Below are 24395 nucleotides of genomic sequence, written 5' to 3' on the forward strand. Positions count from 1 at the left end.
TACCCGGCTGGCACCATGAACGCATGGACATCATGCTCTTCCACTCGACCCATGGCCTCAGACCCGCGGTGCGCGATGCCGCGGACCGGCTGCGTGCCGCCGGACACGAGGTGTGGACGCCGGACCTCTTCGAGGGACGGACGTTCGACACGGTCGAGGAGGGCATGGCCTTCAAGGACGAGACCGGGAAGGACGAGTTGCTCAAGCGTGCCGTCCTGGCCGCCGCGCCGTACTCGGGGCGGGGGCTCGTCTACGCGGGCCTCTCCTTCGGCGCCGCCACCGCGCAGACGCTGGCGCTCGGCGACGAGAAGGCCCGCGGGCTGCTGCTCCTGCACGGCACTTCGGACATCGCCGAGAACGCCTCGGTGGACGAACTGCCCGTCCAACTGCACGTCGCCGAGCCCGACCCCTTCGAGCCGGACGACTGGCTGAGCGCCTGGTACCTGCGGATGCGTGCGATCGGCGCGGACGTCGAGGTCTACCGGTACCGCGGAGCGGGACACCTCTACACCGACCCCGGCCTGCCCGACTACGACGCCGAGGCCGCCGAGGCCACCTGGAAGGTGGCACTCGGCTTCCTCGACACCCTGTGACGGTCACACGGGGTCATACGGGGTCGTAGGCGCGCTCCACCTGCTGCGTGCCGCTGCGAGTGCGGTACGAGCGGGCCCAGGACGAGGTCGCGGCGGCCTTCGTACGGTCGGAGAGCACGTAGTAGTCCATCTGTGCCCGCTCGGCCGTGATGTCCAGGACGCCGTAGCCGTGCCGGTCGGTGTCGACCCAGTGGACGTGCCGGTTGGCGGCGCGGATCAGCGGGGAGGCCAGCGCGGTGCCGGTGCCCTCGGGGACATTGAGGATGTCGTCGATGTTGTCGGAGGTGACCGAGGTGACCACGAACTCGGTGGCGGCCGAGGCGGACAGCGGGTACGTACCGGCGTTCAGTGGCACGTCGTTGGCCCACGCCATGTGGATGTCGCCGGTGAGGAAGACCGTGTTGCGGATCGCGTTGTCGCGCAGATGGGCGAGGAGTTCACGGCGGTCGTCGGTGTAGCCGTCCCACTGGTCGGGGTTGAGGGCGAGTCCCTCGCGGGGCAGTCCGAGGAGCTCGGCGAGCGGCTTCAGGAGGTCGGCGGCGAGCGACCCGATGGCGAACGGGGCGATCATCACCGAGTTGCCGACCAGCCGCCAGGTCGTGTCCGAGGACTTCAACCCGGCCTTGAGCCAGTCGAGTTGGGCCCGGCCCGTGATCGTACGGTCCGGGTCGTCCACCTGGCCGTCGCCGACCGACACCTGCTGCGAACGGAACGAGCGCAGGTCGAGCAGCGAGAGGTCCGCCAGCTTGCCGAAGCGCAGCCGGCGGTAGGTGGTGCCGGCGATCGCCGGGCGCACCGGCATCCACTCGAAGTACGCCTGCTTGGCCGCGGACCGGCGGGCCGCCCAGGTGCCTTCCGCGCCCTCGGTGTGGTTCTCGGCGCCGTCCGACCAGGCGTCATTGGCGATCTCGTGGTCGTCCCAGATGGCTATGACGGGGGCCGCGGCGTGCAGGGACTGGAGGTCGGCGTCCGTCTTGTAACGGCCGTGCCGGGTGCGGTAGTCGGCCAGCGTGAGGATCTCGTGCGCGGGCGCGTGCGGCCGTACGACGGTGCCGCGCGTGCCGTACTCGCCGGTGCCGTACTCGTAGATGTAGTCGCCCAGGTGCAGCCATGCGTCCAGGTCGCCGCGCGTGGCCAGGTGGCGGTACGCGGCGAAGTGGCCGCCCTCCCAGTTGGCGCAGGAGACCACGCCGAAGCGCAAGGAGGTCACGGCGGCGTCGGCGGCCGGGGCGGTGCGGGTGCGGGCGGCGGGGGAGTCGGTGCCGCCGGCGGAGAAGCGGAACCAGTAGTCGGTGGCGGGGGCGAGACCGCGGATGTCGGCCTTCACCGTGTGGTCGGAGGCGGCGGTGGCGGTCGTCGAGCCCTTGGCGACGATGGCCGTGAACGCCTTGTCCAGGGCGACGGTCCAGCTCACCTCGACGTCCGGGCCGAGACCGGAGCCGGGTACCGCCTCCGGTACGGGCGTCACCCGGGTCCACAGCAGGACGCCGTCGGGCAGCGGATCGCCGGAGGCGACGCCGTGCAGGAACGCGGGCGCCTCGGCGGCACGGGCGGGGATCGCGGCGGCCAGCGGGGCGGCGAGGGCGGCGCCCGCCGCGGCGGCCTTGACGACCGTACGGCGGCGCGGACTGGGAGAGTTGGGGCCGGAGTGGGATCTGATGCGACTGGTCACGGCCGAGCAGATTACTGGCCGGTAAGTGAAGAGGTAAGGCAGAAGACACGAAGTGCGGGCGAATCGTGAAGAGTTCGCCCGCACTTCGGTCGTGTGTCACCTGACGCGCCTCAGGCGCGGGTCACTTCGTGACGCCCGCGTCCTTGAGTGCCGTCTCCCACTCCGCGACCGTGGAGGGGTTGTCGATCTTCTTGTCGTTGATCTTGATGGTGGGCGTCGAGTTCACGTCCTTGGCGTTGTCGAAGGTCTTGCTCATCTTCATCGCCCAGGCGTCGTAGGTGCCCTTCTCGACGGCGGTCTGGAACGTCTTGTTGTTCTTCAGCGCGTCGACCGTGTCGGCCACCTTGATCAGATAACTGTCCTTGGCGAACTCGTCGGTCGACTCCTGCGGGTGGTACTTGGCCGAGTAGAGCGCGGTCTTGTACTCCAGGAACGCGTCGGGGCTGACGTTCAGCGCGGCGCCGAGCGCGCTCAGCGCGTTCTTGGAGCCGTCGCCGCCGAGGTTGCCGTCGAGGAACGTACCGAGAGTGAAGGAGAGCTTGTAGTCGCCGTCCTTCATGCCCTTGTTGACGGTCTCGCCGACGGTCTGCTCGAACTGGGCGCAGGCCGGGCAGCGCGGGTCCTCGTAGAGGTGGACCGTGTTGGTGGACTTGGACTCGCCGATCACGACGGTGGTGCCGTTCGTGCCCGAGGTGTTGGCGGGCGCGACCACCTTCGCGTCGGCGGCCTCCTCCCACTTCGTGGGCTTGTTGTTCTGCACGACGGCGTACCCGACGCCGCCCGCTATCGCGAGGACTGCGACCATCGAACCGGCGACGACGAGCTGCCGCCTGATCTTGGAGCGCTTGGCCTGGCGCTCGCGCTCCTGGCGCAGGCGCTCACGGGCCGCCCTCTTCGCCTCCTGGCTGTTCCGCTTGCTCATAGTGGTGATCTCCATGTGGGACGCGCACACGTCGTACGCGGGATACGTGTGGGGACTGGTCGTGCTCAGGTGCTGAGAGCAACCGAGCACGGCGGTCCACGCCGTCCCAGGGAGTGCGCGTACAGGAGGGTGCGCGCGGTGGTCGTACGGAGCACCGGGCGCGGCATCCGGCGGTCGGCCGGTACGAGCCGTACCGTGACCGCCGCGACGGCCATCAGCAGCGGCCGGAAGCCCGCCGCGACCGCGGCCCCGAGCAACTGGACCAGCGCCCGCTCGCCCCGTCGCAGCCACGCGGTGGCGAGGAGCCCGACGCCGATGTGCGCGGCGAGCAGCAGCCAGGCGGCGGCCGGGTCCGCGTTGTCGAGCAGGGCCGCGGCGCGGGAGGAATCGCCGGTGACCCGGGCCAGCGGGGCGCCGACCTCGCCGCCGCACAGCATGTCGAGGCCGACCTGGCGCAGCGGGCCGGTGACCGGGCCGCCGACCCGGCCGTAACAGGCGTGCTGGCCAGCCGTGAACAGCGTGTCGGCAGCCAGCTCCAGGGGGATCAGCAGCGCCGCGATCCTCCCGAAGCCGCGCTCGCGGCCCGCCAGCGCGTACGCGAGGACGAAGACGGCACCGGCGAGGGCGGCCACCGTGGTCAGAGGCAGTGGGACCCGGGACAGCAGCACGTGCGACGCGGTGCTGAGTGTCACGACGAGTGCCGTGAACAGCGCCGCGCGCACGGCTCTGAGGTGGGTCCCGGATATGTTCATACCGTTACAGAGTCTCCCATGGACTCACGTAAGAGACCCCTAAAGGATCCCTGTGAGCGTGCGGTCCCTACAGGCCGGGGATCCGGCCGTTGCGGAACAGGTCGACGAAGACCTGGTGGTCCGCACGCGCGCGTGCCCCGTACTCGTGCGCGAAGTCCACCAGGAGCGGTGCGAAGCCGTCCTCGTCGGCCGCGATGGCCGCGTCGATGGCCCGCTCCGTGGAGAACGGCACCAGGGACTGACCGGAGAGGTCGTCCGCCGCCGCGTGCATCGTGGCCGTGGCCCGTCCCAGGTCGGCGACGACCGCCGCGATCTCCTCCGGGTCGTCGATGTCGCCCCAGTCCAGGTCCACCGCGTACGGCGACACCTCGGCGACCAGCTGGCCCGCGCCGTCCAGCTCGGTCCAGCCCAGCCACGGGTCGGCGTGCGCCTGGAGGGCGCGCTGTGAGATCACCGTGCGGTGGCCCTCGTGCTGGAAGTAGTCGCGGATCGCCGGGTCCGTGACATGGCGGGAGACGGCCGGGGTCTGGGCCTGCTTGATGTAGATCACCACATCGTTCTCCAGGGCGTCGGTGGCGCCCTCCAGGAGGATGTTGTACGACGGCAGGCCCGCGGAGCCGATGCCGATGCCGCGGCGGCCGACGACGTCCTTCACGCGGTACGAGTCGGGGCGGGCCAGCGACGACTCCGGGAGCGTCTCCAGATAGCCGTCGAAGGCCGCCAGGACCTTGTAGCGGGTGGCCGCGTCCAGCTCGATGGAGCCGCCGCCGGGCGCGAAGCGGCGCTCGAAGTCACGGATCTCCGTCATCGAGTCCAGCAGCCCGAAGCGGGTCAGCGAGCGGGCGTCACGCAGCGCGTCCATCAGCGGGCCCTGGGCGGTGTCCAGCGTGAAGGGCGGCACCTCGTCGCTCTTGGCTCCGGTCGCGACGGCGTGGATCCGCTCGCGGTACGCGCCCGCGTACACCCGCACGAGCTCGGTGATCTGCTCGTCGCTCAGCGCCTTCGCGTACCCGATCAGTGCCACGGAGGCCGCGAAGCGCTTCAGGTCCCAGGTGAAGGGGCCGACGTACGCCTCGTCGAAGTCGTTCACGTTGAAGATGAGGCGGCCCGTGGCGTCCATGTACGTGCCGAAGTTCTCCGCGTGCAGGTCGCCGTGGATCCACACGCGCGAGGTGCGGTCGTCCAGGAACGGGCCGCTGTGCATCTTCCCGCCGACGCGCCCGGCGCTGTCCTCGTCCATATCGTGATAAAAGAGGCACGCCGTGCCCCGGTAGAAGGCGAAGGCGGACGCGGCCATCTTCCGGAACTTCACACGGAAGGCGGCCGGGTCGGCGGCCAGGAGTTCGCCGAAGGCGGTGTCGAAGACGGCGAGGATCTGCTCGCCGCGTTGCTCGGCGCTGAGCTGCGGAACCGACATCGCTGGGTGCCTCCTGGTGCAGGTGATGGAGCGTGACATGTGGGACAGATGTGCTGTCTGAGGGAAGCGGATCTCCGTTCCCCTTCAACGTCCGACCGTACGCGGGAGTGCCCGCGACTCCTCGGATGAAGGTACGGGGGAGAGCCCTTCGGGTGTCAGTGCCGAGGCATAGACTTCGACGCTGTCCCCCCAGACTGTCCGCAGCCTGTCGGGCCCCCGTAGACCGTAGTTCGCCTTGGAGGCCGAAGCCGTGTCAAAGCCGCCGTTCACGCACCTGCACGTCCACACCCAGTACTCGCTGCTGGACGGTGCCGCGCGGCTGAAGGACATGTTCAACGCGTGCAACGAGATGGGCATGACGCACATCGCGATGTCCGATCACGGCAACCTGCACGGGGCGTACGACTTCTTCCACTCGGCGAAGAAGGCCGGGATCACCCCGATCATCGGGATCGAGGCGTATGTCGCGCCCGAGTCACGGCGGAACAAGCGCAAGATCCAGTGGGGTCAGCCGCACCAGAAGCGGGACGACGTGTCCGGTTCGGGTGGTTACACCCACAAGACGATGTGGGCCGTGAACAGCACGGGACTGCACAACCTCTTCCGGCTCTCCTCGGACGCGTATGCCGAGGGCTGGCTCCAGAAGTGGCCCCGGATGGACAAGGAGACGATCTCCCAGTGGTCCGAGGGGATCGTCGCCTCCACCGGCTGCCCCTCCGGCGAGCTCCAGACCCGGCTGCGCCTCGGGCAGTACGACGAGGCTCTGAAGGCGGCCGCCGACTACCAGGACATCTTCGGCAAGGACCGCTACTTCCTGGAGCTGATGGACCACGGCATCGAGATCGAGCACCGGGTCCGCGACGGCCTCCTCGACATCGGCAAGAAGCTCGGCATTCCGCCGCTGGTCACCAACGACTCGCACTACACCTACGCGCACGAGGCGACCGCCCACGACGCCCTGCTGTGCATCCAGACCGGCAAGAACCTCTCCGACCCGGACCGCTTCAAGTTCGACGGCACCGGCTACTACCTGAAGTCCACGGACGAGATGTACGCCATCGACTCCTCGGACGCCTGGCAGGAGGGCTGCGCCAACACCCTCCTCGTAGCCGAGATGGTCGACACCGCCGGCATGTTCGAGACCAAGAACCTCATGCCGAAGTTCGACATCCCCGAGGGCTACACCGAGGTCTCCTGGTTCCGTGAGGAGACCATGCGCGGCATGCACCGCCGCTTCCCGGGCGGCATCCCGGACGACCGTATGAAGCAGGTCGAGTACGAGATGGACACCATCATCTCGATGGGGTTCCCCGGCTACTTCCTCGTCGTCGCCGACTTCATCATGTGGGCCAAGAGCCAGGGCATCGCGGTCGGCCCCGGCCGAGGCTCCGCGGCCGGTTCGATCGTCGCGTACGCCATGGGCATCACCGACCTCGACCCCATTCCGCACGGCCTGATCTTCGAGCGGTTCCTCAACCCCGAGCGCATCTCGATGCCCGATGTCGACATCGACTTCGACGAGCGTCGGCGCGTCGAGGTGATCAGGTACGTCACGGAGAAGTACGGCGCCGACAAGGTCGCCATGATCGGCACCTACGGCAAGATCAAGGCCAAGAACGCGATCAAGGACTCCGCGCGCGTGCTGGGCTACCCGTACGCGATGGGCGACCGCCTCACCAAGGCGATGCCCGCCGACGTCCTCGGCAAGGGCATCGACCTCGACGGCATCACCAACCCCTCGCACCCCCGCTACAACGAGGCGGGCGAGATCCGCGGGATGTACGAGAACGAACCGGACGTGAAGAAGGTCATCGACACCGCCAAGGGCGTCGAGGGCCTGGTCCGGCAGATGGGCGTACATGCCGCCGGCGTGATCATGTCCAGCGAGCCCATCGTCGACCACGCCCCGATCTGGGTGCGGCACACCGACGGCGTGACGATCACGCAATGGGACTACCCGCAGTGCGAGTCGCTCGGCCTGCTGAAGATGGACTTCCTCGGCCTGCGCAACCTGACGATCATGGACGACGCCGTGAAGATGGTGAAGTCCAACAAGGGCATCGACCTCGACCTGCTGGCCCTGCCGCTCGACGACCCGCGGACCTTCGAACTGCTCCAGCGCGGTGACACCCTGGGCGTCTTCCAGTTCGACGGCGGCCCGATGCGCTCCCTGCTGCGCCTGATGAAGCCCGACAACTTCGAAGACATCTCCGCCGTGTCGGCGCTGTACCGTCCGGGGCCGATGGGCATGGACTCGCACACCAACTATGCCCTGCGCAAGAACAAGCTCCAGGAGATCACTCCGATCCACAAGGAGCTGGAGGAGCCCCTCAAGGAGGTCCTGGACGTCACCTACGGCCTGATCGTCTACCAGGAGCAGGTGCAGAAGGCCGCCCAGATCATCGCCGGGTACTCGCTCGGTGAGGCCGACATCCTCCGCCGGGTGATGGGCAAGAAGAAGCCCGAGGAACTGGCCAAGAACTTCACCATCTTTCAGGCCGGCGCCCAGAAGAACGGCTACAGCGACGAGGCGATCCAGGCCCTGTGGGACGTGCTGGTCCCGTTCGCCGGCTACGCGTTCAACAAGGCGCACTCGGCCGCGTACGGCCTGGTCTCGTACTGGACCGCCTACCTCAAGGCGAACCACCCCGCCGAGTACATGGCCGGTCTGCTCACCTCGGTCAAGGACGACAAGGACAAGTCGGCCGTCTACCTCAACGAGTGCCGGCGCATGGGCATCAAGGTGCTTCCGCCGAACGTCAACGAGTCGGTGCACAACTTCGCCGCGCAGGGCGACGACGTGATCCTCTTCGGCCTCGAAGCCGTCCGCAACGTCGGTACGAACGTGGTGGAGTCGATCATCAGGAGCCGCAAGGCCAAGGGCAAGTACGCCTCCTTCCCCGACTACCTCGACAAGGTCGAGGCCGTCGCGTGCAACAAGCGCACCACGGAGTCGCTGATCAAGGCGGGCGCCTTCGACTCCCTGGGGCACACCCGCAAGGGCCTCACCGCGCACTTCGACCCGATGATCGACAATGTGGTGGCGGTCAAGCGCAAGGAGGCCGAGGGCCAGTTCGACCTGTTCGGCGGGATGGGCGAGGAGGAGTCGAGCGAGCCGGGCTTCGGGATGGACGTGCAGTTCACCGACGACGAGTGGGACAAGACCTATCTGCTCGCCCAGGAGCGGGAGATGCTCGGTCTGTATGTCTCGGACCATCCGCTGTTCGGGCTGGAGCATGTGCTGTCCGACAAGGCGGACGCGGGGATCGCGCAGCTGACCGGGGGTGAGCACGCGGACGGTGCGGTGGTGACCATCGGCGGGATCATCTCGGGGCTGCAGCGCAAGATGACCAAGCAGGGCAACGCGTGGGCGATCGCCACGGTGGAGGACCTGGCGGGTTCCATCGAGTGCATGTTCTTCCCCGCGACGTATCAGCTGGTGTCGACGCAACTCGTCGAGGACGCGGTGGTGTTCGTCAAGGGCCGGCTCGACAAGCGCGAGGACGTGCCCCGGCTGGTCGCGATGGAACTCCAGGTCCCCGACCTGTCGAACGCGGGCACCAACGCGCCCGTGATCCTCACCATCCCGGCCACGAGGGTCACCCCGCCCATGGTCAGCCGCCTCGGCGAGATCCTCAGCCACCACAAGGGCGACAGCGAGGTGCGGATCAAGCTCCAGGGGCCGAGGAAGACGACGGTGCTGCGGCTCGACCGCCACCGGGTGAAGCCGGACCCGGCCCTCTTCGGCGATCTGAAGGTGCTGCTGGGGCCGTCCTGTCTCGCGGGCTGAGCGCCGCGTACTGACGTGCGCGAGGGGCGCATCCGGAAAAGGATGCGCCCCTCGCTGTGTGTCCGGGCCTCAACAGCCGATGGGCCGGGCCTCAGTTGTGACCGAAGCTCTTCTGCTTCTTCCGGGCGACGTCGGCGGGGCTGCCCTGAGGCTGCGACATCGGCGACTGCGACTCCGGTGAGTTCCGCTGCTCCTGCTCCTCGGCCTGCGGGCGGCGGCTCTGCTGGGCATCCTGCTTGCGGTTCTTGTTCTTGGCCATGGTGCTCTGCCTCCTGTGGGGGATCTAGGGGCCAGGGCCGCGACCAGATTCACATAATCGGACACGTTACGCATTTCGGATAATCACCGTGCGTGACAAGGCCTGTCCGAGTGGCCCGCGCCGATACGCCACGCCGATGATCGAGTTCCGAACGTTAACCTCCGCGTGGTCGGGCAGACTCGAAGGAAGCCCGAAGCAAACCTCCCGGAAAGAGGGTGGATCGCGTGGACCGCTGCATCGTCCTGGTGGACGCCGGGTATCTGCTCGGGGCTGCCGCCAGCCTGCTCGCCGGCGAACCCTCCCGCTCCCGGATCACCGTCGACCACGCCGCCCTCATCCAGGGGCTGCGCGAGCGCGCCGAGTCCGACACGGAGCGGCCGTTGCTGCGTATCTACTGGTTCGACGGCGCCCCCGACCGCGTACCGCAGCCCGAGCACCGCAGACTGCGCGTGATGCCCCGGGTCACCGTACGGCTCGGTGCCCTGACCCGTAGCGACGGACGGTGGGCGCAGAAGGGCGTGGACGCCGCCATGCACGCCGAACTCACCGAACTGGCGCGCAACCGGGCCTGCTCCGACATCGTGCTCGTGACCGGGGACGGCGATCTGCTGCCGGGCATGATGGCGGCCAAGGAGCACGGGGTCGCCGTACACCTGTGGGCCGTTCAGGCCGCGGACGGCGACTACAACCAGTCAGAGGACCTGGTCGCCGAGGCCGACGAGCGGCGCGTGCTGGACCGGGCGTGGATCACCCAGGCCGTCCGGCCGAAGGACCTCGGCGGGGTGTGCGCGCCGCCGCCCGCGCCGCGGCCCGAGATCGCCGCGATCCTGTCGGCCCCCTTGCCGGAGTCGACGCTCGCCGGGTCCGAGCGGGCCGCCGAGGAGGCGGAGCACGAACCCGCGGCCGCCGGTTCGCACAACGGGACGCAGGAACGGGCCCCGGCGGCTGCCTCCAAAGGGGTGCCGACACCGAAGGACCTGGCGATCATGCGGGCGGCCGGCGCGCAAACCGTGCAGCATCCCGCGAACGCCACGCTGCGCTGGTCCTCCGACAAGGGATGGGTGGACCGGCCGGGGGTCGTCGCCGAGCCGGCCGAGGCCGCGTCCATGCCGACGCTGGCGCAGCTCACCACGGCCGAGCAGCGGTGGGCCGACCGGGAGGAGGACATCACCACGGTCGGCGGCGATCCGTACGAGGTGGGACAGGTGTTCGCGCGGCGCTGGATGGCGCGGCTGACGGAACAGGCGCATCTCCAGAAGCTGTCCGGGATGTATCCCCGGATTCCGCACCGGGTGGACGGAGAGCTGCTGCGCTACGCCGCGCGGTTCGGGCTGCTCGCCCACAAGGACGACCAGATCGACGAGCACGACCGGTACGCCATCCGGGCCGGGTTCTGGCGGGAGATCGACGTACGGACGGCGGCGGCACACGCTCCTGCCGGGGAGTGAACAGGGCGCGCCGGGTCCTGCGGTCGGCTTCAGGACGTTCGGCTGTGTGCAGCGGGCGCCCCGGGCGACGATCGGGGCGCGGGACCCCTTAGGCTCGTGCCTCGTGAGCACGCGCACGGAACCCGGGAGCCAGCACGGCGGGGATGTGGTGTGCGCGGTGCGGGGGCTGACGAAGACGTATCCGGCGGTGCGCGGACGGCGCGGCACGCCGGGGACGCCCGCCGTGCGGGCCAATGACGCGGTCGGGCTCGATGTGCGGCGCGGGGAGATCTTCGGGCTGCTCGGGCCGAACGGGGCCGGGAAATCGACACTGGTACGGCAGCTCACCGGGCTGATGCGGCCCGACGACGGCACCGTCGACATCCTCGGGCACGACATCGTGCGGCACCCCGAGCGGGCCGCGCGAATCCTCGGGTACCTCGGGCAGGAGTCGACCGCGCTGGACGACCTCACCGTGTCGCTCGCCGCGGAGACCACCGGCCGGCTGCGCGGGCTCGACGTACGGCGGGCCAGGGACGAGCGGGACGCCGTGCTGGAGGAGCTGGGGCTCACGGAGCTCGCCTCGCGGCCGATCAGGAAGCTTTCGGGCGGCCAGCGGCGGCTCGCCTGTTTCGCCGCCGTGCTCGTCGGCGAACGGCCCCTGCTCGTGCTCGACGAGCCCACCACCGGTATGGACCCCGTCGCCCGGCGCGCCGTGTGGGCCGCCGTCGACCGGCGCCGCGCCGAACACGGCACCACCGTCCTGCTCGTCACCCACAACGTCATCGAGGCGGAGACCGTGCTCGACCGGGTCGCCGTCCTCGACCAGGGGCGGGTCATCGCCTGCGACACCCCGGCCGGCCTGAAGGAGAAGGTGGCGGGCGAGGTGCGGGTCGAGCTGGTGTGGCGCGAGCGAGCGCCGCTCGACGTCCCGGAGGTCGCCGCGCTGCGGTCCCGGGCCCTGGAGTCCGGGCGCCGCTGGACGCTGCGGCTCGCGCCCGAGGAGGCCCGCGCGGTGGTCGCGACCGTCACCGGTGGCGCGGCCTTCGTGGCCCTGGACGACTTCACGCTCGCCACGCCGAGCCTGGAGGACGTGTATCTGGCGCTGGGCGGCAACGCACGAGGGCTGGTGAAGGCGTGAACGCAACCGCGGCCTGTAGGGCCCTCCTGATGGATCTCCGCGGCGTCGCGACGCCGCGGAGATCCATCAGAAGAGCCCTGGCCGTACGGGACTGGGCGGCAGCCGGAGCGAAGAGGAGCAGCTCGACGTGAGTGTCGTACCCGCGGAGGTTCTGCCGGGCGGAGCCCTGGCGGAGGAGGAGCGCGCCCGGGTCCCGGCCGCGCTCGGGCCGCGGGCGCGGCTGTGGCCGTCGCTCGGAGCCGTGTACCGGGCGCAGCTCTCGCGGGCGCGCGTCGCGCGGATCCCGCTGCTGTTCGTGGCGACCTTCCAGTCGATCGGCATCATGATCCTGATGCGGGGCGTCGTGGACGGCGGGGCCGAGGCCCAGGCCGTCGTCGCCGGGTCGTCCGTGCTCGTGGTCGCCTTCGTCGCGCTGAACCTGCTCGCCCAGTACTTCGGGCAGCTGAGGGCCGGCGGAGGGCTCGATCACTACGCGACCCTGCCGGTGCCGCCTGCCGCTGTCGTACTGGGGGCGGCGGGGGCGTACGCGTCGTTCACCGTGCCGGGGACGGTGGTGACCGCGGTCTTCGGCTGTGTGCTCTTCGGGCTGCCGGTGGGGAACCTGTGGGTGCTCGTCGCGGTGATCCCGCTCGCGGGGGCCGCGCTCGCCGGGCTGGGTGCGGCGCTGGGGCTGCTGGCGCCGCGGCCCGAACTGGCGACGCTGCTGGGGCAGTTGGGCATGTCGGCGGCGTTGCTGCTCGGGGTCCTGCCGCCGGACCGGCTGCCGGATGTGGTGCGGTACGCGCGTGATCTGCTGCCGTCGACGTACGGTGTGGAGGCGTTCGCGCGGACCTTCCGGGGCGACCCGGACTGGGCGTTCGTGCTCGGTGACCTGGCCGTGTGCGCCGGTGTCGGGGTGGCCTCGCTGGCGGTCGCGACCTGGGCGTACCGCCGGGCGGCCGTCCGATGAGGCGCCGCACAGGTGCGCCTGGCACGATGTCAGGGTGACCGCACCGTTGACTCCGCCTCCGCCGCCGCACGAACCGTCGTACGACAGGTCCTCGCACAGCGCTCGGCAGGCCCCACCCGTTCCCGTGATGCCGGCTCCTGCCGCTCATGACGTTGCGTACGAACAGGACGGTCCCGGGATGAAGACCGAAGCGCGGGAGGCCGCGATCGTCACGGTGGGGGTGGCGCTCGCGGGGGCGCTGCTCGGGGTGCTGTGGTGGTGGCTGGCGCCGCAGGTGCCGTTGGTCTCCGACGGTCAGGCGGTGTATCTGCGGGACACCGAGGGGGAGCAGGCCGTCGGGGTGGACGGGACGTTCACGCTGCTGGCGCTCGGTTTCGGGGCCGTGAGTGCGCTGGTCGTGTTTCTCGTGCGGCGGCGTGGGGGTGTGCCGCTGGTGGTGGCGCTGGCGGTCGGGGGGCTGCTGGGGGCGGTGCTGGCGTGGCGGCTGGGGGTGTGGCTGGGGCCCGAGCAGGATGTCGTGGCGCATGCCCGGGAGGTGGGCAACGGGGTGACTTTTTCGGCGCCGTTGAAGCTCGGTGCGAAGGGGGCGCTGCTTGCCTGGCCGTTTGCCGCGCTTCTGGTTCATCTCGGGCTGACGGCTCTGTTCGGGCCTCGTGATCCTGATCCCTTTGAGCAGCGATTTGTGCAGGATCCGTATGGGGCGCCTCCGGCGTAGGGCCGGTGGGCGGCGGTGCGTCCGGGGTAGTGGTTTCTTGCCCCCGCCGTCCCTACCCATTCCCATCTCCTGAGGGCTCCGCCCCCAGGCCCCGTGGTGGGGGTGGGGGCGGGTGAGGTGTGTGCGGGTGGGTGGGTGTTCTTGTCGGCCTGACCGGCCTCGTCCTCAAACGCCGGACGGGCTGAATACGGGTCCGAGCCCCGCCGCAGCGGGCTCGTGGGGTTGGAGAGGCGCAGCCCCTGGGGACGGTTTGGTCATGCGGGGCGGCGGCCGTGGTTCGAGCGGCCCTTTTTGGTGCGCCACCTGCGTTTGCGGGTTCTCTTCGACATGTCCTTCGTAGTTACCGGAGGACGGAGGAGCCGTCGAGGGGTCACGCACGGGCGATGGGCGCCGACACCGCTTCCGTGAGGTGGAGGAGGTCCTGGGGGGACAGTTCGACCTCCAGGCCGCGGCGGCCGGCCGAGACGCAGATCGTGGCGTGGGCGGCGGCCGACGCGTCCAGGACCGTGCGGAGTCTCCTGCGCTGGCCGAGCGGGGAGATGCCGCCGCGGACGTAGCCCGTGGTGCGTTCCGCGAGGGTGGGGTCCGCCATGGCCGCGCGTTTGCCTCCCGCGGCCGTGGCGAGGGCCTTCAGGTCCAGGGAGCCGGCCACCGGCACCACGGCGACGACCAGCGTGCCGTCCACGTCCGCCACCAGGGTCTTGAAGACGCGGTCCGGGGAGACGCCCATCGCCTCCGCCGCCTCCTCGCCGTAGGAGGGGTGGGAGGGGTCGTGCTCGTAGGAGTGGACGGTGAAGTCCACGCCCGCTGTCGTCAGTGCCACCGTTGCGGGGGTGCCGCCCGATTGCTGCGGTTGCTTCTTCTGCTTCTTCGCCAAGGTCCCGTGCCCTTAGATCAGTTGACCAGGTCTGATGGCCAGGTCGGTTGACGTTCGTCGGTCGACGTTCGTCAGCCGACGTTCATCGGTCGAGGCTCGTCAGTTCAGGCTTGTCAGTTCAGGCTCGTCGGGCCGCGCGTCAGTTCCGACGCCGGCAACGACGGCAGACTACGGATGATCGCCGTCTCCGCGCGCAGGAGTTTCAGCTCGTCGCGCAGGCGCGAGGCGATGTCCGGGGCCTGGAGGAGACGCTGTTTGGACGGGGTGTCGAGCATCATGGCCGCGGCGACCAGGTACGAGACCACCGCCGGCTCGTCCGGGAGGTCCGCGCCCGTCGACAGTGAGCGTTCGCGTGCTCCCGCCAGGCGCTTCTGGTACTGGCGGAAGGCGCGCAGGACGCCCTCCGCCAGCGCGCCCGCCTCGTCCCCCCGTTCCTCCGGCAGCTCCTCCAGCTCGGCCGTCAGGAACTGGCCCGACGCGTCCACCGAGAGCAGCCGCACGCGGGTCGTACCGGTCGCCAGCACCTCGAACGTGCCGTTGTCGCGCTCCCGGATCGTCGCCGCGTCCGCGATGCACCCCACGGAGTGGAACGCGCGCATCGGATCGTCGCCGAAGCCCGCCGTCGGGCCGCGCTCGGGCAGAGCCGTCGGGTCCGGCATGCCCGGCGCGCTCGGCGCGACCTCGTGGCCGTCGCGGATGGCGACGACGGCGAATCGGCGCGGTTCGGACTCGGGGGTCTTCAGCAGCTCGCGCATCATGGCGCGATAGCGCTCCTCGAAGATGTTCAACGGGAGCACGAGCCCCGGGAACAGCACCGAGTTCAGCGGAAAGAGCGGGAGCCGGACGGTGGTCACGACGTAAGAGCCTAATGGTCGTCGGGGCGGGTGGGGTCTGTGTGCTCACTCCTTGGGCATGGGGCGGCAGCGGACCGTGAGCGCAGCGGGATGCCGGACGCGATCTCCAGCCTTACGCCGTACCGCAGTTCGAGGAACTGGCCGAGCGGGTCGTCCGACACCCGGTCCCAGGGGAACGAGGTGGCGTACGGGCCGATCATGCGGAGCTGTGCGAGAGCGTCCTGCCGGAGAAGGCCGCCCCGCGCCTGGTCCAGCGCGATCCGCCAGGGCACCGGATCGCGTGGCTCGGCCTCCGCGGCCGCGGAGATCAACGGGACCGCATCGCGCAGGAGTTCACCGCGGGCGGGGGGCTCCCAGCCGCGGGTCACCGCCAGTTCGGGGGCGTACTCGCCGCGGCCGGCCGCCACGAGGACGGGCGCGAGCCGCTCGTCGGGGGCGTCGAGCAGCACATCGTCGTCGGCGGGCAGGCCGGCGGCGAGATGCGGGGTGTTCCGGATCATCCGCGCCGTGCGGAGGAACGCGCGCACTGAAGCCATGGTGAGGTCATTGAAAACCCGCAGGTCGCAGGCGCGCCAGAGGGACTTCGCAAGAACCTCTTGGTTGTACGGCGGGCGGTCAAGGTCCGGCAAAAAGGCCGTGCTCCGCTTCCGTCCCGGATGTGTCAGTTCCGGCTCAGGAGTCGCGTCGCCCCTGCCGCCACCGTAGTCGCCAGGACCCAGCCCAGCAGGATCACCGTCGCGGCCAGCCACTGCCAGCCGCCGCGCAGCTGCCAGTAGCCCACCTGCCCCAGGTCGACGACCGGCAGGAGCAGGTCCAGCGCGAACAGGGAGGCGTTCCACGGCGGGTGCTCGCCTTCCTTGATCGGCGGGTGGTCGGCGTGCGAGAAGGCGATCGACGTGGCCGCCCACAGCACGGCCATCCACACGGCGGCCCGGCCCGGCCGGTATCCGTAGGCGACCGTCCAGTCCTGCGCGTACCCCCACAGCTTGGCCGCGAGCGGCAGGTTCTCGCGGCGGTGGCGCTGCTTGGCGAGCAGCACCTCGCGGGCGTCCTCGTCCTCTCCGCCGGCGCGCAGCACCGTGGCGAGCCGCTCGTACGGCTCCGGGTTGTACTCGGCGGTCGCGGCTGCCACCCACTCCAGCCGTCTGGCCAGCGGGAACGGGCCGCGCGGCACGAGGTTCTCGTACTGGAAGCCGCCCATCTGGAGGTTGCCCGGGCTCGGCCAACTGTCCGCTCTGTCCATCAGGTTGACGATCCGGGCGCCCGACAGGACCACCTTGCCGCGCTCCGGGCGCTCCCCCAGGAAGCGCAGCTCGGGCACCTGGACGCGGCGCAGCGACATCTCCTGCTCGTCGGTGAAGGTGAAGCGGGCCCCCTCCAGGTCGACCGCGTCGCCGAACCGCCCGTCGTCGAGGCGTATGCCGCCCTCGCAGGTGAACCGCTGCACCCTGGTGCCGCGCGCCGGTGTGGTCCCGCTGGTCAGGAGCGGATTGCCGACGCCCGCAGGGGTCATGTAGAGGGTGCGCCCGACCGTGAGCTGGGGTGCGTTGAGCGCCAGGCGCGTGTACTGGTTGGTCAGTTGCGCGCCGCGCAGGCTCAGCGACACGCCGATGCTGGCGCCGCGCAGGCTCAGCTCGCCGTGCGATTCGAGTATCTCGGCCTGCAGGTCCTGCCCGACGGTCATACCGTCCCCGGTGAGCGTGCGGCCGCGCCGGTCGCGGTAGAGCACGGCCTGGTTGAGCAGCAGATCCGTGCCTATCTGCGCGTCGGTCAGCCGCACCCCGTTGTGGAACCGGCAGCGCGGCAGATGCAGATCGCCCTCGGTGTGCACGCGGGCCGCCTCCAGCCGGGGCACCGAGCAGTCGAGCAGCCGCAGTGTGGTGAACCGCGCCTCCGGCAGCCGTATCTCCTTCTCGAACCGGCAGCCTTTCATCTCCACGTACGGCGCGACCGTGCCGCCCGCCAGATCGAGGGTGTCCTCGATCTGGACGCCCACGAGCTTCAGCGCCGACACCCGCCCCGCCAGCGCGGGCGGCCCGTCCAGCAGCAGCCAGCACACGATCCGCGCCCGCACGGTCCGCTCGGGCCCCCAGGGGTGGCCCCCGTGCGGATCGTCCACCACGGTGTCCCCGGCGCGCAGGTCGTACACGCTGCCGTTGCGGAAGGCCTGCCACATTCCGATCTCGGCGGCGGTCAGATCGTCCGGCAGGTCTCCGTCCCGGATGCCGGCACCCTCGGTCACGACTCTTCCTTCCTCCCCGTCTCTCACAGGAACTCCCAGCCACCCATCGGTTTCGTACATACGTCCAATGCCCGCTGAGTGACGCCCTGAACACAGGACGTGAAGGCGATCTTCCGAGTTCCCCCGGAGGTGTGTATCAGACGCGGTGTGTATCAGGCACTGATACGGGCGGACGGCGTATCAGACACTGATACGGGCGGACGGCGCCCGACCGGGGTCTGAGAGAATTGTCCCCGTGCTGCAACATCTCTCGCTGGCCCGAATCGATCTGCGCGGCGACGCCCTCCCCAAGGGCCCCGCCCTGCGCGACCTGCTGCCCCGAGCCGACTTCGACGTCGCGGCCGCACTGGAGAAGGTGCGGCCGATCGTCGAGGCCGTTCATCATCGCGGCGACGCGGCACTCATCGACTTCGCCGAGAAGTTCGACGGCGTACGCCTGGAGTCCGTACGGGTCCCGGCCGAGGCCCTTGACGACGCCCTGGAGCGGCTCGACCCGGCCGTGCGCGCGGCCCTGGAGGAGTCCATCCGCCGCGCCCGCATCGTCCACCGCGAGCAGCGCCGCGGCAGCCACACCACCCAGGTCGTCCCCGGCGGGACGGTCACCGAGAGGTGGGTGCCGGTCGAGCGCGTCGGGCTGTACGCGCCGGGTGGCCGCTCGGTCTACCCGTCGTCCGTGATCATGAACGTGGTGCCCGCCCAGGAGGCCGGCGTCGGCTCCGTGGCCCTCGCCTCCCCGGCCCAGGCCGACTTCGGAGGGCTCCCGCACCCGACGATCCTCGCGGCCTGCGCGCTGCTCGGCGTCGACGAGGTGTACGCGGCCGGCGGCGCGACCGCGGTCGCGATGTTCGCGTACGGCACGGAGTCCTGCCCGCCCGCCAACATGGTCACCGGCCCCGGCAACATCTGGGTCGCCGCCGCCAAGCGGTACTTCACGGGCGTCATCGGCATCGACTCCGAGGCCGGTCCGACCGAGATCGCCGTCCTCGCGGACGGGACCGCCGACCCGGTGCACGTCGCCGCCGACCTGATCAGCCAGGCCGAGCACGACCCGCTGGCCGCCGCGGTCCTCGTCACCGACTCCGTGGAGCTCGCGGACGCGGTCGAGAAGGAGCTCGAGCCGCAGGTCGACGCCGCCAGGCACAGCGAGGACCGGATCCGCCCCGCCCTCGCGGGCCGGCAGTCCGCGATCGTGCTCGTCGACGGCATCGACGAGGGCCTCAGGGTCGTCAACGCGTACGGCGCCGAGCACCTGGAGATCCAGACCGCGGACGCCACGGCGGTCGCCGAACGGGTCGTGAACGCGGGCGCGGTCTTCATCGGCCCCTGGGCGCCGGTGTCGCTCGGCGACTACGCGGCAGGCTCCAACCACGTCCTGCCCACCGGTGGGTGCGCCTGCCACTCCTCCGGCCTGTCCGTCCAGTCCTTCCTGCGCGGCATCCACGTCGTCGACTACACGAAGGACGCGCTGGCAGAGGTCGCGCACCACGTGGTGACGCTGGCGGAGGCGGAGGACCTGCCCGCGCACGGCGCGGCGATCAAGGCAAGGTTCGGGTGGAAGGTGCCGGAGAGCAAGTGACCGACGTACGTATCGACGATCTTCCCGTACGGGACGAGCTGCGCGGCAAGTCCCCCTATGGAGCGCCCCAACTGGACGTCCCCGTACGGCTGAACACCAACGAGAACCCCTACCCGCTGCCCGAGCCGCTCGTCGAGCGGATCACCGAGCGGGTGCGCGAGGCGGCCCGGCACCTCAACCGCTATCCGGACCGGGACGCGGTGGAGCTGCGCACCGAGCTCGCCAGGTACCTCACGAAGACGGGCCAGTACCCGCTCGGCCCGGAGAACGTCTGGGCGGCCAACGGCTCCAACGAGGTCATCCAGCAACTGCTGCAGACCTTCGGCGGGCCCGGCCGCACGGCGATCGGCTTCGAGCCCTCGTACTCCATGCACGCGCTCATCTCCCGCGGCACGGGCACGGGCTGGGTCTCCGGCCCCCGGGGCGACGACTTCACCGTCGACCTCGCCGCCGCCGAGAAGGTCATCGCCGAGCTCCGGCCGGACGTCGTCTTCATCACCACCCCCAACAACCCGACGGGCAACGCGGTCCCGCCCGAAACGGTCCTCGCCCTGTACGAGGCCGCGCAGGCGGCGAAGGCGGAGACCGCCGGGGCGATGGTGGTGGTCGACGAGGCGTACGTCGAGTTCAGCCACGGCGACTCGCTGCTGCCGCTGCTCGAAGGCCGCCCGCACCTCGTGATCTCCCGGACGATGTCCAAGGCGTTCGGCGCGGCCGGCCTGCGCCTCGGCTACCTCGCCGCGCACCCCGCGGTCGTGGACGCCGTCCAGCTCGTACGGCTGCCGTACCACCTGTCGGCCGTCACACAGGCCACCGCCCTGGCCGCCCTGGAGCACACCGACACGCTGCTGAAGTACGTGGACCAGCTGAAGTCCGAGCGGGACCGGCTGGTCGGGGAACTGCGCGGACTCGGCTACGAGGTGACCGAGTCGGACGCCAACTTCGTGCAGTTCGGGCGGTTCCCCGATGCCCACGCGGCCTGGCAGAGGATCCTCGACCGGGGCGTCCTGGTGCGGGACAACGGCGTACCGGGATGGCTGCGGGTGACCGCGGGAACCCCGGCCGAGAACGACGCGTTCCTCGACGCGGCACGTGAACTACTGAGCTTTGTGGGGGACACCCCCACACCCCCGAAGGAGCAGAGCGCATGACTCGCGAGGGCCGCCTCGGAAGAATCGAACGGACCACGAAGGAGACCTCCGTCCTCGTCGAGATCGACCTGGACGGCACCGGAAGGACGGAGATCTCCACCGGGGTCGGCTTCTACGACCACATGCTCGACCAGCTCGGCCGGCACGGTCTGTTCGACCTGACCGTGAAAACCGAGGGTGACCTGCACATCGACTCGCACCACACCATCGAGGACACCGCCCTCGCGCTGGGCGCCGCCTTCAAGCAGGCCCTCGGCGACAAGGTGGGGATCTACCGCTTCGGCAACTGCACGGTGCCGCTCGACGAGTCCCTCGCCCAGGTGACCGTCGACCTCTCCGGCCGCCCGTACCTCGTGCACACCGAGCCCGAGAACATGGCGCCGATGATCGGCGAGTACGACACGACGATGACCCGGCACATCCTGGAGTCCTTCGTCGCCCAGGCCCAGATCGCGCTGCACGTGCACGTGCCGTACGGGCGCAACGCGCACCACATCGTCGAGTGCCAGTTCAAGGCGCTGGCGCGGGCCCTGAGGTACGCGAGCGAGCGCGACCCGCGCGCCGCCGGAATTCTTCCCTCCACGAAGGGCGCGCTGTAAGCCATGAGCGGTCTGTCCACCGTCCTGATCGTCGTCGGGCTCTTCCTGCTCGGTGGCGTCTACTCCTTCGTCAAGCAGAAGATGCCCAAGGGGCTCATCGTGCTGCTCTCGATAGGCGCCGGGATGTGTCTCGTCGCCGGCGTCCTGAGGCTGGAGGTGTGGAATTGAGCAGTTCGGCAAAGCAAGTGGTCGTCTTCGACTACGGCTTCGGCAACGTCCGTTCCGCCGAGCGTGCCCTCGCGCGCGTGGGAGCCGACGTCGAGATCACGCGCGACTACGACAGAGCCATGAACGCGGACGGCCTGCTGGTGCCGGGCGTCGGCGCGTTCGCCGCCTGTATGAAGGGCCTCACCGAGGCGCGCGGCGACTGGATCGTCGACCGTCGGCTGTCCGGCGGCCGCCCGGTGATGGGCATCTGCGTCGGCATGCAGATCCTGTTCGCCCGCGGCATCGAGCACGGCGTGGAGACCGACGGCCTCGACGAGTGGCCCGGCTCGGTCGAGCCGCTCCAGGCCGACATCGTGCCCCACATGGGCTGGAACACCGTCGAGGCCCCGGCCGACTCCGAGCTCTTCGCCGGCCTGGACGCCGACGCGCGCTTCTACTTCGTGCACTCCTACGCCGTCCACCACTGGAACCTGGAGATCCACAACCCCGCCATGCGGGCCCCCAAGGTCACCTGGTCCACGCACGGCAAGCCCTTCGTGGCCGCCGTGGAGAACGGCGCCCTGTGGGCCACGCAGTTCCACCCCGAGAAGTCCGGCGACGCCGGAGCACAGCTGCTCACCAACTGGATCGGAACCCTGTAGACCATGGCCAAGCTCGAACTCCTCCCCGCCGTCGACGTCCGCGACGGCCAGGCCGTCCGCCTCGTGCACGGCGAGTCCGGCACGGAGACCTCGTACGGCTCCCCGCTGGAGGCCGCCCTCGCCTGGCAGCGGTCGGGTGCCGAATGGCTGCACCTGGTCGACCTGGACGCCGCGTTCGGCACGGGTGACAACCGGGAGCTGATCGCCGAGGTCACCGGGGCGATGGACATCAAGGTGGAGCTGTCCGGCGGTATCCGCGACGACGCCTCCCTGGCGGCCGCCCTGGCCACCGGCTGCACCCGGGTGAACCTGGGCACGGCGGCCCTGGAGACCCCCGAGTGGGTCGCCAAGATCATCGCCGAGCACGGTGACAAGATCGCGGTGGGCCTGGACGTCCGTGGCACCACGCTCCGCGGCCGCGGCTGGACCCGCGACGGCGGCGACCTGTACGAGACGCTGGAGCGCCTCAACAAGGAGGGCTGCGCCCGCTACGTCGTCACCGACATCGCCAAGGACGGCACCCTCCAGGGCCCCAACCTGGAGCTCCTGAAGAACGTGTGTGCGGCGACGGACCGCCCGGTGGTGGCGTCGGGCGGCGTGTCGTCGCTGGACGACCTCCGGGCGATCTCCGGCCTCGTCCCCCTCGGTGTCGAGGGCGCCATCGTCGGGAAGGCCCTGTACGCGAAGGCGTTCACCCTGGAAGAGGCCTTGGAGGCTGTGTCGTCATGACGTCCGGAGCCGTGCGGCGCGTGCAGAGCGGAAGTCCCTGGGAAGAGTCCTTCGGGTTCGCACGCGCCGTCGCGGCGGGCGACCGCGTTCTGGTGGCGGGCACCACGTCCTTCAAGGGGCAGGTGCTGTACGGGGAGGGCGACCCGTACGAGCAGGCCAAGACGGCCTTCACCAGCGCGCTGGAGGCGATCGCCGAGTTCGGGCTCGGCCCCGAGTCGGTGGTCCGGACCCGGATGTACCTGTCCCATCAGCGGGATGTCGACGAGGTGGGCCGGGCGCACAAGGAGCTCTTCGACTCCGTGCGCCCGGCCGCGACCCTGCTGGTCGTGGAGGGCTTCGTCGATCCGCGCATCCTGGTCGAAGTAGAAATAGAGGCCTTCAGGGGCTAGAAGCCCTCAGAGGCCAGAGGCATGCAAAGGGAGCCGTGAATTCATGACCCTGGCGGTCCGAGTCATCCCCTGCCTGGACGTGGACAACGGCCGGGTCGTCAAGGGTGTCAACTTCCAGAACCTGCGCGACGCGGGCGACCCCGTCGAGATGGCCAAGGTGTACGACGCCGAGGGTGCCGACGAGCTGACGTTCCTGGACATCACCGCGTCCTCCGGCAACCGCGAGACCACGTACGACGTGGTGCGCCGCACCGCCGAGCAGGTCTTCATCCCGCTGACCGTGGGCGGCGGCGTGCGAACGGCCGAGGACGTCGACAAGCTGCTGCGGGCGGGCGCCGACAAGGTGGGCGTGAACACGGCCGCCATCGTCCGCCCGGAGCTGATCCGCGAGATCGCCGAGCGCTTCGGCCGTCAGGTCCTGGTCCTGTCGGTCGACGCGCGCCGCACGGAGAGCGGGTCCTTCGAGGTCACCACCCACGGCGGCCGCAAGGGCACCGGCATCGACGCCGTCGAGTGGGCCCACCGCGCAGCCGAGCTGGGCGCGGGCGAGATCCTGCTCAACTCGATGGACGCGGACGGCACGAAGGACGGCTACGACCTGGAGATGATCTCGGCGGTCCGCAAGCACGTCACGATCCCTGTCATCGCTTCGGGCGGCGCGGGCAAGTTGACGGACTTCCCGCCCGCCATCGCCGCGGGCGCGGACGCTGTGCTGGCCGCGTCGGTCTTCCACTTCGGGGACCTGCGGATCGGTGAGGTGAAGCAGACACTGCGGGAGGCGGGTCACCCGGTGAGGTGATGTCGCGCTCCGTGAGCTGAGCCCTGCCCTGCTTGAAAGCCCCGGTCGTCCGGCCGGGGCTTTTCTTCGGCTGACACGCAAGAAAAGTTGCGCAAAATATATTGCACAACTTTTCTTGCGTACCTAGCGTGGGGGCATGACCGAGAAGGAGCGGGACCGCCGCATCACCGATCTGGGCACGCTCAAGGCGCTCGCCCATCCCCTGCGGATGAAGCTCATGCGCGGGCTGACCGTCGCACGCGTCGCGACGGCGTCCCAGCTGGCCGAGCAGGTCGACGAGGCTGTCTCACTGGTCAGCTACCACCTGCGCAAGCTCGCCGAGCACGGGCTCATCGAGGAGGCCGAGCCGCAGAGCACGGACGGCCGGGAGCGCTGGTGGCAGCCCGCCTCGGACGGGGTGAGCATCCGCGACGAGGACTTCCGCGACGCCCCCGAGAAGGCGGCCGCCCACACCGCGGCCAGCCGGCTCTTCTTCGAGCAGCGCGCCGACATGTACCGGCGCTTCCTCGACGAACGCCCCCACTGGGGCGAGCAGTGGAACGCGGCCGCGGAGTCCTCCGAGGCGTCATTGCGGCTGACGGCGGCCGAACTGGCCGAACTGAACCAGGAGATGCTCGCCCTCGTCCGCAGGTACGACGAGCACGGCCGGGCCGCCGACGCCACCGGTGACACCGAGGGCCGGGAGAACGTCGCGGTGCACACGTACGCCTTCCCGTTCCGGATCTGAGAGGAC

General features: G+C 70.1%; 24 protein-coding genes. 15 read left to right on the plus strand and 9 right to left on the minus strand.

All coding sequences use genetic code 11. The annotated features are described in order from the left end of the window. Window positions 1–23 precede the first annotated feature (23 nt). A complete protein-coding gene (locus E0500_RS32655) occupies window positions 24–593 on the plus strand; it encodes a dienelactone hydrolase family protein (protein WP_131571553.1) in 570 nt (189 codons plus the stop codon). A 13-nt stretch (window positions 594–606) separates the two neighbouring features. Here the strand turns inward: E0500_RS32655 and E0500_RS32660 are convergent, their stop codons facing one another. The 4 genes from E0500_RS32660 to E0500_RS32675 form a co-directional block, all read right to left on the minus strand. Further along, entirely contained in the window at window positions 607–2265 is a 1659-nt protein-coding gene (locus tag E0500_RS32660) for an alkaline phosphatase (RefSeq protein WP_131571556.1), read from the minus strand. A gap of 121 nt (window positions 2266–2386) precedes the next feature. Continuing rightward, on the minus strand, window positions 2387–3187 hold the full coding sequence (locus tag E0500_RS32665) for a DsbA family protein (protein ID WP_131571559.1): 801 nt from the start codon (window positions 3185–3187) through the stop codon (window positions 2387–2389). 65 nt (window positions 3188–3252) lie between these two features. Next, window positions 3253–3939, minus strand: a complete 687-nt coding sequence (locus tag E0500_RS32670; protein WP_131571562.1) for a hypothetical protein — start codon at window positions 3937–3939, stop codon at window positions 3253–3255. Window positions 3940–4006: 67 nt separating this feature from the next. Then, window positions 4007–5356: a DUF2252 domain-containing protein gene (locus tag E0500_RS32675; RefSeq protein WP_131571565.1), complete on the minus strand. Its 1350-nt coding sequence runs from the start codon at window positions 5354–5356 to the stop codon at window positions 4007–4009. Between the two features lie 250 nt (window positions 5357–5606). Between E0500_RS32675 and dnaE the strand changes: the two genes are divergently transcribed. After that, on the plus strand, window positions 5607–9146 hold the full coding sequence (dnaE, locus tag E0500_RS32680) for a DNA polymerase III subunit alpha (protein ID WP_181587312.1): 3540 nt from the start codon (window positions 5607–5609) through the stop codon (window positions 9144–9146). Between the two features lie 91 nt (window positions 9147–9237). On the opposite strand, the gene E0500_RS32685 is transcribed toward dnaE, so the two are convergent. After that, the gene (locus E0500_RS32685) at window positions 9238–9405 is read right to left on the minus strand and encodes a hypothetical protein (RefSeq protein ID WP_165935238.1); all 168 of its coding nucleotides are present in this window, start codon (window positions 9403–9405) and stop codon (window positions 9238–9240) included. Window positions 9406–9629: 224 nt separating this feature from the next. On the opposite strand from E0500_RS32685, the gene E0500_RS32690 reads away from it, so the two are divergent. From E0500_RS32690 to E0500_RS32705, 4 genes are all read left to right on the plus strand, one after another. After that, entirely contained in the window at window positions 9630–10853 is a 1224-nt protein-coding gene (locus E0500_RS32690) for an NYN domain-containing protein (protein ID WP_131571504.1), read from the plus strand. Between the two features lie 103 nt (window positions 10854–10956). Beyond that, window positions 10957–11973, plus strand: coding sequence for an ABC transporter ATP-binding protein (locus E0500_RS32695; protein ID WP_309505265.1), 1017 nt, complete (start codon window positions 10957–10959; stop codon window positions 11971–11973). A 127-nt stretch (window positions 11974–12100) separates the two neighbouring features. Continuing rightward, the gene (locus tag E0500_RS32700) at window positions 12101–12922 is read left to right on the plus strand and encodes an ABC transporter permease (protein ID WP_131571501.1); all 822 of its coding nucleotides are present in this window, start codon (window positions 12101–12103) and stop codon (window positions 12920–12922) included. A 34-nt stretch (window positions 12923–12956) separates the two neighbouring features. Further along, the gene (locus tag E0500_RS32705) at window positions 12957–13637 is read left to right on the plus strand and encodes an AAA family ATPase (RefSeq protein WP_131571498.1); all 681 of its coding nucleotides are present in this window, start codon (window positions 12957–12959) and stop codon (window positions 13635–13637) included. 370 nt (window positions 13638–14007) lie between these two features. Here the strand turns inward: E0500_RS32705 and ybaK are convergent, their stop codons facing one another. From ybaK to E0500_RS32725, 4 genes are all read right to left on the minus strand, one after another. Beyond that, window positions 14008–14514, minus strand: coding sequence for a Cys-tRNA(Pro) deacylase (gene ybaK, locus E0500_RS32710; protein WP_131567428.1), 507 nt, complete (start codon window positions 14512–14514; stop codon window positions 14008–14010). A 113-nt stretch (window positions 14515–14627) separates the two neighbouring features. Then, complete coding sequence (locus E0500_RS32715; protein WP_131567426.1) at window positions 14628–15368, minus strand: LON peptidase substrate-binding domain-containing protein; 741 nt, start codon at window positions 15366–15368, stop codon at window positions 14628–14630. 11 nt (window positions 15369–15379) lie between these two features. Then, complete coding sequence (locus E0500_RS32720; RefSeq protein ID WP_131567424.1) at window positions 15380–15904, minus strand: hypothetical protein; 525 nt, start codon at window positions 15902–15904, stop codon at window positions 15380–15382. Between the two features lie 125 nt (window positions 15905–16029). Next, window positions 16030–17610 carry an oxidoreductase gene (locus E0500_RS32725; protein ID WP_131567421.1) on the minus strand — a complete coding sequence of 527 codons (1581 nt, stop codon included), beginning with the start codon at window positions 17608–17610 and terminating at the stop codon, window positions 16030–16032. A gap of 235 nt (window positions 17611–17845) precedes the next feature. Here E0500_RS32725 and hisD point away from each other — a divergent pair, with 235 nt between their 5' ends. From hisD to E0500_RS32770, 9 genes are all read left to right on the plus strand, one after another. Beyond that, window positions 17846–19186 carry a histidinol dehydrogenase gene (hisD, locus tag E0500_RS32730; protein ID WP_309505266.1) on the plus strand — a complete coding sequence of 447 codons (1341 nt, stop codon included), beginning with the start codon at window positions 17846–17848 and terminating at the stop codon, window positions 19184–19186. Beyond that, window positions 19183–20337, plus strand: coding sequence for a histidinol-phosphate transaminase (locus E0500_RS32735; protein WP_131567419.1), 1155 nt, complete (start codon window positions 19183–19185; stop codon window positions 20335–20337). Before hisD ends, E0500_RS32735 begins: the two co-directional genes overlap by 4 nt. Further along, window positions 20334–20936 (plus strand): imidazoleglycerol-phosphate dehydratase HisB, encoded by a 603-nt coding sequence (gene hisB / locus E0500_RS32740; protein ID WP_131567417.1) that lies wholly within the window; start codon window positions 20334–20336, stop codon window positions 20934–20936. Before E0500_RS32735 ends, hisB begins: the two co-directional genes overlap by 4 nt. 3 nt (window positions 20937–20939) lie before the next feature. After that, entirely contained in the window at window positions 20940–21104 is a 165-nt protein-coding gene (locus E0500_RS32745) for a hypothetical protein (protein WP_165935107.1), read from the plus strand. After that, entirely contained in the window at window positions 21095–21745 is a 651-nt protein-coding gene (hisH, locus tag E0500_RS32750; protein WP_131567415.1) for an imidazole glycerol phosphate synthase subunit HisH, read from the plus strand. Before E0500_RS32745 ends, hisH begins: the two co-directional genes overlap by 10 nt. A gap of 3 nt (window positions 21746–21748) precedes the next feature. Then, window positions 21749–22474, plus strand: a complete 726-nt coding sequence (gene priA / locus E0500_RS32755) for a bifunctional 1-(5-phosphoribosyl)-5-((5-phosphoribosylamino)methylideneamino)imidazole-4-carboxamide isomerase/phosphoribosylanthranilate isomerase PriA (RefSeq protein WP_131567413.1) — start codon at window positions 21749–21751, stop codon at window positions 22472–22474. Continuing rightward, a complete protein-coding gene (locus tag E0500_RS32760; protein WP_131567410.1) occupies window positions 22471–22863 on the plus strand; it encodes a RidA family protein in 393 nt (130 codons plus the stop codon). Before priA ends, E0500_RS32760 begins: the two co-directional genes overlap by 4 nt. 43 nt (window positions 22864–22906) lie before the next feature. After that, window positions 22907–23662 carry an imidazole glycerol phosphate synthase subunit HisF gene (gene hisF, locus E0500_RS32765; RefSeq protein WP_131567408.1) on the plus strand — a complete coding sequence of 252 codons (756 nt, stop codon included), beginning with the start codon at window positions 22907–22909 and terminating at the stop codon, window positions 23660–23662. A 136-nt stretch (window positions 23663–23798) separates the two neighbouring features. Continuing rightward, window positions 23799–24389, plus strand: a complete 591-nt coding sequence (locus E0500_RS32770; RefSeq protein ID WP_131567406.1) for a transcriptional regulator — start codon at window positions 23799–23801, stop codon at window positions 24387–24389. Window positions 24390–24395 lie beyond the last annotated feature (6 nt).

Origin of the sequence: Streptomyces sp. KM273126 (assembly GCF_004337435.2) — a bacterium.
Taxonomy (GTDB): domain Bacteria; phylum Actinomycetota; class Actinomycetes; order Streptomycetales; family Streptomycetaceae; genus Streptomyces; species Streptomyces acidicola.

What these genes read in the sequence shown, in the direction of transcription:
- E0500_RS32655 (WP_131571553.1), top strand. Translation starts at nt 24, where the DNA reads ATGGACATCATGCTCTTCCACTCGACCCATGGCCTCAGACCCGCGGTG.
- E0500_RS32665 (WP_131571559.1), bottom strand. Translation starts at nt 3,187, where the DNA reads ATGAGCAAGCGGAACAGCCAGGAGGCGAAGAGGGCGGCCCGTGAGCGC.
- E0500_RS32670 (WP_131571562.1), bottom strand. Translation starts at nt 3,939, where the DNA reads ATGAACATATCCGGGACCCACCTCAGAGCCGTGCGCGCGGCGCTGTTC.
- E0500_RS32675 (WP_131571565.1), bottom strand. Translation starts at nt 5,356, where the DNA reads ATGTCGGTTCCGCAGCTCAGCGCCGAGCAACGCGGCGAGCAGATCCTC.
- E0500_RS32685 (WP_165935238.1), bottom strand. Translation starts at nt 9,405, where the DNA reads ATGGCCAAGAACAAGAACCGCAAGCAGGATGCCCAGCAGAGCCGCCGC.
- E0500_RS32720 (WP_131567424.1), bottom strand. Translation starts at nt 15,904, where the DNA reads ATGGCTTCAGTGCGCGCGTTCCTCCGCACGGCGCGGATGATCCGGAAC.
- hisB (WP_131567417.1), top strand. Translation starts at nt 20,334, where the DNA reads ATGACTCGCGAGGGCCGCCTCGGAAGAATCGAACGGACCACGAAGGAG.
- E0500_RS32745 (WP_165935107.1), top strand. Translation starts at nt 20,940, where the DNA reads ATGAGCGGTCTGTCCACCGTCCTGATCGTCGTCGGGCTCTTCCTGCTC.
- priA (WP_131567413.1), top strand. Translation starts at nt 21,749, where the DNA reads ATGGCCAAGCTCGAACTCCTCCCCGCCGTCGACGTCCGCGACGGCCAG.
- E0500_RS32760 (WP_131567410.1), top strand. Translation starts at nt 22,471, where the DNA reads ATGACGTCCGGAGCCGTGCGGCGCGTGCAGAGCGGAAGTCCCTGGGAA.
- hisF (WP_131567408.1), top strand. Translation starts at nt 22,907, where the DNA reads ATGACCCTGGCGGTCCGAGTCATCCCCTGCCTGGACGTGGACAACGGC.
- E0500_RS32770 (WP_131567406.1), top strand. Translation starts at nt 23,799, where the DNA reads ATGACCGAGAAGGAGCGGGACCGCCGCATCACCGATCTGGGCACGCTC.